10 protein-coding genes are annotated in these 11,806 nt (G+C 46.5%); 1 reads left to right on the top strand and 9 read right to left on the bottom strand.

The window, feature by feature from the left end; translation table 11 throughout:
* The first annotated feature begins 16 nt into the window (after positions 1–16).
* The gene (locus ACYCS5_RS20320) at positions 17–1,417 is read left to right on the top strand and encodes a sugar porter family MFS transporter (protein ID WP_029516079.1); all 1,401 of its coding nucleotides are present in this window, start codon (positions 17–19) and stop codon (positions 1,415–1,417) included.
* A 239-nt stretch (positions 1,418–1,656) separates the two neighbouring features.
* Here the strand turns inward: ACYCS5_RS20320 and ACYCS5_RS20315 are convergent, their stop codons facing one another.
* From ACYCS5_RS20315 to ACYCS5_RS20275, 9 genes are all read right to left on the bottom strand, one after another.
* Entirely contained in the window at positions 1,657–1,968 is a 312-nt protein-coding gene (locus ACYCS5_RS20315; RefSeq protein WP_340954499.1) for a hypothetical protein, read from the bottom strand.
* A gap of 357 nt (positions 1,969–2,325) precedes the next feature.
* The gene (locus tag ACYCS5_RS20310) at positions 2,326–2,658 is read right to left on the bottom strand and encodes an Imm8 family immunity protein (RefSeq protein ID WP_340954497.1); all 333 of its coding nucleotides are present in this window, start codon (positions 2,656–2,658) and stop codon (positions 2,326–2,328) included.
* A gap of 13 nt (positions 2,659–2,671) precedes the next feature.
* Positions 2,672–5,857 carry a phage baseplate assembly protein V gene (locus ACYCS5_RS20305; RefSeq protein ID WP_459760051.1) on the bottom strand — a complete coding sequence of 1,062 codons (3,186 nt, stop codon included), beginning with the start codon at positions 5,855–5,857 and terminating at the stop codon, positions 2,672–2,674.
* A 20-nt stretch (positions 5,858–5,877) separates the two neighbouring features.
* A complete protein-coding gene (locus ACYCS5_RS20300) occupies positions 5,878–6,306 on the bottom strand; it encodes a DUF4280 domain-containing protein (RefSeq protein ID WP_341071742.1) in 429 nt (142 codons plus the stop codon).
* A gap of 15 nt (positions 6,307–6,321) precedes the next feature.
* Positions 6,322–7,746 carry a hypothetical protein gene (locus ACYCS5_RS20295; protein WP_069010344.1) on the bottom strand — a complete coding sequence of 475 codons (1,425 nt, stop codon included), beginning with the start codon at positions 7,744–7,746 and terminating at the stop codon, positions 6,322–6,324.
* Positions 7,734–8,393, bottom strand: coding sequence for a hypothetical protein (locus ACYCS5_RS20290; RefSeq protein ID WP_029516074.1), 660 nt, complete (start codon positions 8,391–8,393; stop codon positions 7,734–7,736). The genes ACYCS5_RS20295 and ACYCS5_RS20290 overlap by 13 nt, the downstream gene beginning before the upstream one ends.
* A 459-nt stretch (positions 8,394–8,852) precedes the next feature.
* On the bottom strand, positions 8,853–9,764 hold the full coding sequence (locus ACYCS5_RS20285) for an AraC family transcriptional regulator (protein WP_069010343.1): 912 nt from the start codon (positions 9,762–9,764) through the stop codon (positions 8,853–8,855).
* Between the two features lie 148 nt (positions 9,765–9,912).
* Positions 9,913–10,572, bottom strand: coding sequence for a TetR/AcrR family transcriptional regulator (locus ACYCS5_RS20280; RefSeq protein ID WP_069010342.1), 660 nt, complete (start codon positions 10,570–10,572; stop codon positions 9,913–9,915).
* Positions 10,565–11,764, bottom strand: coding sequence for an MFS transporter (locus ACYCS5_RS20275; RefSeq protein ID WP_069010341.1), 1,200 nt, complete (start codon positions 11,762–11,764; stop codon positions 10,565–10,567). Before ACYCS5_RS20275 ends, ACYCS5_RS20280 begins: the two co-directional genes overlap by 8 nt.
* Positions 11,765–11,806: the final 42 nt, after the last annotated feature.

Genomic DNA, 11,806 nt, shown 5'->3' with positions numbered 1-11,806 from the left:
GAGGGGAGATGATTATATGGGAGTAATCATTCATAATGAAAGCGCTCAACAGAAAGCGCTTCAATCGGAAAAACCCAATATGCTTTTTGTGACGCTAGTATCCATCGTAGCTGCGCTTGGAGGGATACTGTTCGGTTTTGATATCGCGGTCGTTTCGGGAGCAGTTGAATTCCTACAGCAGCGTTTTTCGCTGAGCGAATTTCAGGTTGGTTGGGCGGTGTCGAGTCTGATTGTAGGGAGTATCACGGGAGCGGCTCTCTCCGGCTACATGAGTGAAAGGATCGGTAGAAAAAAGGTATTACTGGCCGCCGGATTTTTATTCGTCGTCGGCTCGATCTGCTCTGCGCTTCAAGACTCGTTCACCGGGTATGTTATCTTTCGCATGATCGGCGGCATTGGCATAGGCATCACTTCCACCGTTTGTCCGGTGTACAATGCGGAGATCGCTCCTGCCAAATACCGCGGCCGTTTGGTTGCTTTAAATCAGCTGGCGATCGTAACGGGCATTTTCCTGGTTTATTTTCAGAATTCGTGGATCGTCAGCCTGGGGGATGAAGCCTGGGGTGTCTCAACAGCCTGGCGCTGGATGTTCGGAGTGGGAGCTGTTCCAGGACTGATCTTTATGCTCTTGATGCTCTTCATACCCGAAAGCCCGAGATGGCTTATTAAACAGAATCGGCCTTATGAAGCGTTGCCGATATTGCTGAAAATTCACGGTGAAGAAGCCGCTAAGCAGGAAGTGCTTGATATCAAGGAATCATTCAAAAATGAGAACAACTCATTGAAACAATTGTTCGCTCCCGGTATTCGGGTCGCTCTCTTTATCGGTGTCATGCTCGCCATTATGCAGCATATTACCGGCATCAATGCCATTTTGTACTACGCGCCGGTTATCTTTAAAGGAATGGGACTCGGTACGGACGCTTCTTTGACCCAGACCATCTGGATCGGGTTGATCAATGTGTTGTTTACCATCGTATCTGTATGGCTGATCGACAAAGCGGGACGAAAAATCCTGCTGATAATCGGCACCTCGTTGATGACCTGCTGTTTGGTCATTATTGGAGCCGCATTCAAAATGGGTTTGACCACCGGACCGCTCGTACTCATCATGATATTGATCTACGTGGCCTCCTACGCTATATCGCTTGGGCCAATCGTATGGGTCATGATCTCTGAGATCTTTCCGAACCGCATTCGCGGCAAAGCTGTAGCCATCGCTTCGATGGCACTATGGGCCGGTGATTATCTGGTATCGCAGGCATTCCCTCCTCTGCTGAGTTCAGCCGGTCCGTCCAATACCTTCTGGTTATTCGGAGCCATCTCGTTATTCGTCGTAGTCTTTATATGGCGCAAGGTTCCCGAAACCAAGGGGAGATCACTTGAACAGATGGAAAATATGTGGCTTGGGAAATGACCCAACTTTAGCTCTCAAAAAGCCCGGACACATGTTATAATGCTTCAAAACACACGCCCTCTGAGTCATACCGACCTAAATCGGCAATGGTTCAGAGGTTTTTTTATTGCTCATTTGTAATTTACCCTCCCGCTTCTCCTTAAATCGCTTGAAATTATGAATGGGCTGTTTTTGATTAATGGATAGCGGCGGCGTATCGTTGACTAACACCGTTCTTTTTATAAGCAGCTCCCCGGCGGTTAAAGGCTGTGGCTTCCCGCGCCAGATTCCTTCTGCCCAGCACAGCCTCTTGATGGCACTCCTGCCAGCATGGATAAGCCTGCAGCCGCGCACTTCAAGGCACAGGTTGGCCCTTTCTTGGCGACGTCACAGCGAATGGAGGTAAGCTTGCTGTTCACCATTCGGACAGGCGTTTCCAACACGGGGACTGTGCCGATGATACTCAGCGCCTGCTGCGCTAGATTCAGCATCCCGCCCAGCAGGTTTGCCTTTGACGATGCAAGTGTGACAGGGGAAGCACCTGCCCTCTTCGCTGACCACCACCTGAGCATCCCCCGTTAGGTGAGCCCGCTCCAGATCTGCTAGCGCGCTTTTGGGCGCATGGGTGGCCTGTAAGCCTGAATTGACATCAGCGACGGCTTCGGTACAGAATCTAACTCTGTTGTTGTTCGTTCATCTTTTCTGCTACTACCTGTTCACGTTTTGCCATTTCATTCAACTCCTTCATTGATTTCTCTATACTAAAAGGGCTCACTCCTAACTCATAATTCAAGTTGGAATAAGCCTTTGAAAGTTTATCAAGTGTGCTTGTCAAGTTTTAAAGCGTTTGGTTTGTTGGTTGTATATTGTACGATCTTGTTAATGGGATTGTAAACTCCGTTTACACAAACTATTTTTCAGACTCTTAACTACTCATCCATCTCCCAACGAAAGTATTTAGAAAGATTATGGTTTGCCTTATTAATATCATCATCTGAACACTTATTAATAATATGACTTAATGTTTCTTCAAGTTTTTTTTCATTAAAGTCACTTGTTATAATATGACCACGTCCTATGATGATACTACCTTGACCTACCATCCTGTCTAACCTTTTGGGACTAACTAGTTCAAATGAAAATAAGTCTGATGCTCCACTTATCTCTTTAGGGCCGATATCTACATGATAAGTAATATAAAAATCGTCTATATCTTCACCCCAATCCTCAAATATTTTTGTTAGAGCTTTTATAGCAAGCATTTAATGTGCCCTCCTAATCCAAAATATCAATATGAACATTTTTAATCTGTTTCGGTGCCCAAGTCTTATTATAGTCGTTATAGTTACGTTCTGTCCTAATCATGATATTTTCCTGAAAATTTGCTCTTACCATATTTTCTCCCTTCTTAAATTGAATTCTAAAAGCCCTCATTCCATCTACACTTGAAAAACCAACAATTTCACCTGTCGTTTTATTAAGAATATCTTTCCCCCCCTTACCTACCCATGCTTTACCGGCACTCATCGCCTCTGCACGAGTAGAACTACCAAGAGTTGATAATCCTTTTGATGATTGTTTAACTCCAAGAAGAATTTGAGAATTAGTCAAGTTATCTACATATCCAGAATGCCACCATTTAGGCTTGCCCGTCTCCTTAGTCCCAAGTTTAACTTCTTGCTGGAGTATATTTTTCGATTGCTGTTTCAATGGGACACTATCGGAAATTATTTCCTCGGTTATTTGTTTCTTGCTTGATTGTGAGAAAAACTGTTTAAATTCTTCTGCACTTGGGCCACGTCCTCCGCCTCGTCCATCAAATACAAAAGGACCTTCCGTCATGTTAGATAATGACATCCATTTTTGCTCTTCTTGAGATATACCTTCTTTATTCGATAAAATCAAAAAGTCGTCAGGATAACTTTTTTTCCAATCCTCATAATATTTTAAATCAGGATCGCCATTTGCTTTGCGCACCACTCGATCTGCTGCCCAATAACTTCCTTCCGGTATATCAGGTCTGTAGTCCTCATTAACTGTTATATAAACATACGTTCCACGAATTCCCCATTTCTTTTTATCTTCCTCTGTAGGCTCTATCCTTTCCTGCACACTCATCTTTCCCCAAGGTTGCCTTGGAGGCTGTTCTATATTCTTGGGCTTCCAGCCCGCTCTTACTTCAAGCGGAATTTTGTGATACTCCGTGTTTAGCTTGTCCATATTATGGGCTAGATTTTTCGCTAGCTCCCCTAATGATCTGGAACTAGCGACGTTGCGGGCTGCTGTCCATACTTTGCCCCTGTAAGCGGAGGCGTAGCGTTGTCCGACGCCGTTCTTTTTATAAGCAGCTACCCGGCGGCTAAAGGCTGCGGCTTCCCGCGCCAGATTCCTTCCGCCCAGCACAGCCCAGCCTCCTGATGGCACGCCTGCCAGCATGGATAAACCAGCGGCCGCATACTTCAAGGCACGGGTTGGCCCTCCCTTGGCAACGTCACGGCGAATCGAAGTGAGCTTGCTGTTCGCCATCCGGGCAGGCGTCCCCAATACGGGAACCGTACCGATGATACTCAGCGCCTTCTGAGCTACGTTTAGTATCCCCCCAAGCAGGTTTGCCTTCGGCGATGCAGGTGTGGTGGGTGAAGCACCTGTCTTCCTCGCCTGGCCACCACTTGAGTTTCCTCCGTTAGGTGAGCCCGCTCCAGATCCGCCAGTACTTTTGGGCGCATGAGCAGCCTGATAAGCCTGAATGGACATCAGCGGCGGCTCCGGTACAGGCTCTAAATCCGCTACGAAAACAGGGCGTTTTGTAAATCCATCCAGTTTAACCCTGGATGCACGAATATCCGTCTCGCCATCCATCACCATACTACTGCTACCTGCTTGCAAATAAATGGCCTCGTTTGCCGTAATGTCCAGTGTGTCCTCCGCGTGGATCGTTAGCCCCCGTTTGGCCGCAATTGAAAGCGTATGGTCACTGTGTACCTGTATTCCCTTCGCATCAAGTGAAATATATACGCTATCCGTTTTAGCCGATACCAGCAACTCTTGCGCGCTTAGCTTAACCAGCTTGTCATGAGGAGTGCCCCAGTATTTAATGTCCGGATTGCCTAACTCGGGTATAGGCTTGCCACTGCGCCTCACAGACCTGGCTGCAAAACCATCCGACTCCTGCAAAGTCGGGAACTGTACCTGCACCATGTCTCCTTTTTCGGGCATCACATACCAGCCGCTATGGCCCTCTGCACTATAGCCTGTTGCATAGGGGAGCCAGCATGCCTTTTCCCGTTCCTGTACAGCATCTATGGTGAGATGTACACGTACCTGATCCCGCTCAACTTCCAGTACCTGGCCCTCTAGGGAGGCCCCTCTCACTGAATGGTTCCAGATCGGCTTTTGCCGAATTTCATCTTCAGAAACCAGTGTATAGGTATGTAAAAACAACCCCCGGTCCATCCGGGACACGATATCCGCAACGAGCAGTTCCTTGCCTTGAAAAGAGAGTACATCTCCCGGGCGGAAATATCGTGCACTCTCCACAGTATAGAACGTACCATAGGGGGTGTTGGCTTCGTTATGGCGCATACCGATTTGAATCCCCGGCTGTCTTTGCCAAAGGTCTGCTCCTCCAGGCAATGCTCTACCCATGAAGCCATCCACGCTGACAGCAGATAGTCGCTCACTGCTGCTTGAATCACTCCAAAAATATTTTATTCCGTCGTCCACATGACCCGATCCTGGAAGAGGGCCGCCAAGGATTGCTGCGGCTTCGTACACCGACGATGCTCCACATGACAAACCGTCCCCGTCAGAAAAAGCCCCATCTGCGCCGACAAAGCTTTTTCTTGAACGATACGGGACCTCATCCAGTGTTGCGGGTCGCCCCTCGGGAATACCGAACCAGAACTTGGGGGCATCTGCGGCAGCCTCAGGCACAAGCACAGCTCCAAATCTGGAAGCCATCCTTTTCAAAAATGCCCAGTCTGTTTCTCTGTACTGCAATGTCAAAGCGCCCAGTTGAGCACCCCCGCTGACCGTATCAATCACATCTGCGCCTGTATAACCAGTAAGTACCTGCTTCAGCAGCTGCCCATACGTCATGGTATGATTTTGAAAAGACCGGGTCACAGGCCTCACATCGAGCCGAATCGTATGCGATATGGCCTCTAACTGTACGTAATGAATACCGTGTACCTGCTTCAGCGTGATACGCGTCATTTGTCCATGAAACAACGTACGCAGCCGCTGGCCATCCTTGTCCTTTTCGATGACTTCAACCGGTTCGGCTTCATTCTCTAACTCCATAAACCGTTCCTGATTTTCCTCCGGCACGATACCACTTACTACCAAACGCACATGGTCGCCCAATCTACGCTCAATACGAATGTCTGTCATGGTTTGCAGCGGAACTTTACTCAGTAATTCCACATGACGGTAACCGGATGTTTCCTGCACCTTGTCCATTTGATGAGAAACCCCCACTATCATTCCAGATTCTGCCCGTCATTTTCAATCGTTATTGCTCCGCAATACAGGCAGGCATTGGTACAATACTCCAGCAAGGCAGGCTGTCCCTCGACGAGCACATCCTGCTTGCCCCCAATCCAGGGTCGAAGAATGACCGGAACACAAGGCGCCTTCTTCACACCGAAAATGTCCACCATCTCGCTATTTTGAACCGCCGGATTGGCCGAGCTAAAACAGTTACCAAACCCAGATATATGAACTCCCGGTTCGTGATCCCCCACATTCATCTGGGCCTTGTCCTTGATGTAAACACCGTGGCTAAACGGACGCTTGAGCCGGGTGGGTTGTGTACCACGGTTGCATTTCAAAATAGCCCCTGCAACCACATATCCTTTTTTTGCACCTGATCCGGCCTGAATGGTCATGGATGCTTTTTCTTTTGCCATGGTCTGCTTCCTCCGTCAATTCGTTTTGACTTCGCTGCCAACGACCGATGTGTCACCACCGAGTGTAATATGGCTGCTGCGGCTGGACAGGTTGATTTCCTGACCGGCGGAAATAGTCACCTTTTGCCCCGCCTCCATGTGGATGTTACCGCCTGCCGAAAAATGAATATCTTTGTTGCTCACCATATGAATACCGTCGCCCTGATTCAGCTTGATGAAAACAGCGCCATCCTTGCCGGTAATCACCACCTCGTCCGGTGTCAAGCGGATTTCCTTACCATGTGGCGTTCGGAAAATTTTTACGTCGGGATGCTTCAAATGATTGTGGCCGCCATCCCCCCGATCCTGCCGGACCGAGCTACTCGCGATGCCCTCGTCATCATGCTGGTTCGGGAAATAAATACGCACTTTATCCCCCAGCTCAGGCATCACATACCAGCCACTATGCCCCTCTGCACTATACCCTGTTGCATATGGAAACCAGTGGGCTGTATTTTTGTCCTGCTCCGGGTCGATATCCAGATGCACTTTAACCCGATCACGTTCGACAGCGATCACTTTTCCCTCCAGAGACAGACCCGTCAACTGCTCGTTATAATACGCTTTCTGTCGCAACCCCTTATGTGTCGTCAAGGTATATGTGTGCAGCAGTACTCCCTGCGTCATACGAGTTTGTGCCTCGTATACATATAGCGTTTTGCCACGGAATTGGATTTCATTGCCCAGTTCCAGCACCTGCTCTGTTTCAACGGTATAATCGAGAAAATCCTGCTCGTCCACCGAAGCTGTATCATTGCCTGCAAAGTAGCGATATGCCGAGATTCTTTTGCTTACCGTGTAATGATAATTGTCCAGTTGAACGGCTGTTCCACTTTCCTCAATGCCAAAATAGAACTTTGGGGTATCAAATATGGCCGCGGGCATAAGGGAGGTATGGTAATAGGAAGCCAGCCGCTTGAGAAAAGCCCAATCAGTCTCGCGGTACTGCACCCACATCCGCCCGATCGACGCTCCTCCGGTGGCCGAATCCATGATGTCCAAGCTAGGATAAAGAAGCGAAATACGACGCAGCAGTTCATCCACCTTCATATTTTTGTCCTGAAAAGAACGACTTTGGGGGCGTACATCCAGCCTGTAGGTATGCGACACAGCCTCTACCTCCAGGTAGTACACATCTCGTACCGCCTTCACTTCAATCGCCAGCACTGTTCCGCTAAACAAGGGAACCTCCGTGCCATCCTCAGCCAGCTGCGAGATTCCGACAGGTGAGTCAAATTTGGTCATATCCACATAAGTATCTTTTAGTTCCTCAGGCACGACAGCGGTAAAACGCAACCGAGTGTGGTCGTTCAGCTGCTTGACCAGGTAGAGCTCCTGTACATTGATAAGCTGATAAGGCGTGATTTTCAGATTAGAATAGGTGGTGCTTATCTGCTCCATGTTCCTTCTCCTTCAGCCTCACTAGGCAGGATTTTTAGTGTGGTCATCATACGTTGAGCGACCGGACGCCATGTATCCATACGTTCCTCCGTACAGTTAAATGAGCATATAAGCGCATGCCCTTCCAGAGCTGCAAAAAAGGTCAGATTATACAGACGCGTATTCAAAGCCGGAGTCATAAATTCACAGTATCCGACCCGTCGTCCGTACACCTTGCACACACCGTCTGCATACCATTCCGTCAACTTTTGCGTGTGGTGCAAAATGTAGATCATCTCGCTGGTGAACGCCTCTAGCTCCTCATCCGTCAGTTCGCTTGGTGTCAGGTTAAAAGAAAAATTGATCTCCCCTGTTGGATCGGTCAAAATGAGCGGTGGGCGATAACTCGAAGGATATTTAAGTTCAATCTCCCGCTCACCCATCTCGGTGAAAGTCCGGGGCAACCATATCGAAATTTTGTCGTTCAGCAAAGGACGTTCTGCAAAAGCGATTCGTTCTCCGTCCAGCATCTTAAGTGGATAAAGTTCCAAGCCGCTCTCAGATTCTATGTAATTGTGTAAATCCGATTTCGGGAGACCAGATGCACCCTGTTGTTCCTTCCGTGCAGTATTAATCATGTCTGCAATTTGTTCATCCATATGTCCCATCGACGGTAAAACTCCTTTATATGTTCAATCTCAATATTCATTTCATGGAACTTTATAACATAATTGAATCCAAAGAACCATTTTAATTCCAATTTATACCTTACATTATAGGTATCATACGAAGTGTTTTTGTTATTGTCAATTTATAACTCTTATAAAACAATCAAGATATAAGACCTATTATCATGCATAAAAATGAAAGATTTACTATCATTCAGATTCTTTTTACCCAAAGCAAGCATCCATACTTGTGAAAATACGTCTTCATTTTCAAAGAAATAAAGTTAATTCGCCTCTGAACATCTTCGATTTAAAATAATTATATGAATTTCAACTCCCAAAAAATGATTCTTTTGAACCTGAATCCAATTGCCTATTTTCAAAATCAAAAAAAAGCCTACCTTATTTATCAGGTAAGCTCCACGCGAATATGAATAAATCATAAAACTTCCTATATATTCAGTCCCCTTCCTCCTCCGCATAGTTCCTCACATTGCGCTCTACAGCAGAGCGGTATTCTACAGGGGTTTGGCCTGTGTGCTTTTTGAACAGCATATGAAAATACTGCCTGCTGGCTACGCCTACATAATCGGCAATTTCTTGAATGGGAATGTCCGTTTGCTGAAGAAGCATACGGGCCTTGTCCATTCGCAGCATTGTTAAATACGCGGTGAGTGTTAGCCCCGTATGTTTTTTGAAAATACGGTGCAAATAACCTGGGTGCAGATTCACGGCCGCCGCCATGTCCTTGACCACAATCTCTCGATCATAGTTCAGATGGAGAAATTCAATGCATCGTTTGATGTACATATCCGTTTGCTGCGTGTTGCTACGCTCTGCCTCTTCCCGTAGACGTGCAATTCGTACTAGCAATTGCATAAAAAGCATCTCTGCCATTGCACCCGGCTGTTCTTTTCGTTGGTCCAGCTCCAGCACGAGACTTTTCAGCGCATAATATACCTCTTCCGGGTCCGATAGTACCAGATACGGGAACGGACGTGACATGAGAGTCGTGACCTCCTGCTCCTCCGTTGCGATTTGTCGGATAGACGGCCCTACCCTCACCCCTTCCGTAAAACCAAACTCTACATTTAGCATCCGGCACGGTTGTTCTCCTTCCACCACCAGTCGATGCGGTACACCTGCGTCCAGCATAATAAACTCGCCTTTACGCAGCGTGATGCTTTCTTCCGTGTTCTCTCCCGTTTGTACATCTACCCTGCAAAAGCCGGAAATCATGTACATAATTTCAGTGGAATGATGATCGTGGTAAGACATGGTATAGTCATGCCATTGCTTGTAATAGTAAGCAAAAAAACGGGGAATATAATCCCCGTCACGTAGCCGTGGCTCAAACAGACTTCCGTTCATCCCCGCACCTCCACTAAATAGATAAGGCTAACACGACAACGTATCTGAAATCGCTCTATTTTCACAGTTTAACAGACTGAGCCGTGTACTTCTATTTCACACCATTGGACGATCTATAATCCTTTGGAATGTAGCAGGCGACTTCTACCTAAAAGGTAGGGGATTCATCACTTTCTGGACTTAAATACTGAATCAACATCCCCACAAATCGGTTAGCAATTTCTATATCCTCAAGTTCGTTATTCCGTTCGTCCTTGGACGTCAGACTCATTTTCTGGAGTATACCCATCATAGACGTGAAGATAAAATGAGCGGTCTTCAAGGGCTCCGTGTCGGACTTTAATGATCCATCTTGGAATCCAGCTTCCAGAGCATCCATCAGGAAATGTCGTTCCTTTTCCCGGCTAACAAAATTGTTGTACTGTTCTTTGAGTTCTTGATTTGAATCATAAGCTTCGTAATGCAGATCGAATAAAAGAATAAACTTGATGTATTCCGGATGTTGCCAAGCGTAATTAATCCATGCATCAAGCATCGAAGTAAGCATCTTCTTCCCGCTCATTTCAGCTGAAGGTGCCCTTCTAACAAATTCGGTCATGCTCTCAAGGATTTCCATCTGGACCTCAAAGATCAGTTCGTTCATGGACTGAAAGTGCTTATAGAATGTGACCCGACTTACACCAGCCACGTTGCATACATCCTTAATATTAACTTTGAGAAAGCTTTGCTTCATAAAAAGTTCCTTCGCAGCCGCAATGAGTTCTTCCCGATTTTTGTTTTTTAAATTCTGGTGCCAGTTCTCAGTCATTCACAACCATCCGTTTCTTATTTTTCGATTTTTGTAAGGTTAAGAAAAGGGCAGATGCAAGGATAAGTGCACCAAAAATATAAGGAATATGAATGTGTTTGTCAAACAACAAGCCCGCTAAAATGGGTCCCAATATATTGCCTAGGCTGGTATACGTCGTATTCAATCCAGCGGCATATCCTTGGCGATCACCAGCTGAGTTCGCGATCATTGTACTTACCGTTGGTCTTAGGAAGGCATTAAAAGCAAAAAATAGAGCAGATACCGCCAGCAAATAACCTAGATTAATCTTAATGATCATTAACAGTAAAGCGATGGCTGTCATGATCAAAGAAAGACGTATAAGCTTCATCTCACCAAGTCTCTTGATGAGATAATCAAGTAGCCATATCTGCACAACGATGCCTATAATTGCACCAACCGTAATGATCATTGAGATTTTAGTGGCATCAAAACCATATTTTCGTTCCACAAAAAGAGCATACACTGTTTCGTAATTCATCAAACCTAATGTCATGATCAGAATGAGGAGAAGATAACGAAAATAGGATGTCCGAAATGAATTTAGGATTTGGTTGCGAATGGGTTCCCGGCGGACCCAATGGCTAGCGGGTTTTCGTTTTTCCTTGGGTAATGTCTCTGGCATATACAAGCTAAGCAGCGTAGCAACAAGTCCAAGTCCACCAGCAAAAAAATAGGGCACCCTTATGCCAAACTCAGCGATCATACCGCCTAACCCCGGACCAAGCACCATCCCCAAATTCATGGAAGCACCCAAGTACCCCATTCCTTTAGCGCGAGTTTCAGGAGTGGTAATATCAGCAACGTAGGCCATATTGGAAGGAACCATTAATCCAATACCCATCCCCCCAATAAATCGGGCAATATATAAAAGGGGCAATGTCGTAGATACAGCAAACATGAGATCCGAAATGACCGTTAAAAACAGACCGGTGATGATCATGGATTTTCGACCCCATCTATCCGAAAGCTGCCCACCTAGGGGCGAAAAAATAAACTGTGCTGCTCCAAATGCGGCAATAAGATACCCCGCAGCAGCTCCTGCCGCATTAAATTGTTTCAGATATTCAGGCAGAATGGGAATCACCATGCCTTGACCCAATAAAGCAATAAACAAATTCAGCATCAGAATGAAAAGCGGAAATGTAGCAGACTTAGGTAAGCTGCTCATGTTTGTAACCCCCTCCAACCCTTTACACTATGTAATCCTTTA

It is taken from the genome of Paenibacillus sp. SEL3 (genome assembly GCF_054602585.1).
Note: the sequence above shows the minus strand (reverse complement) of the source record. Positions and strands in the feature narration are given on the sequence as shown.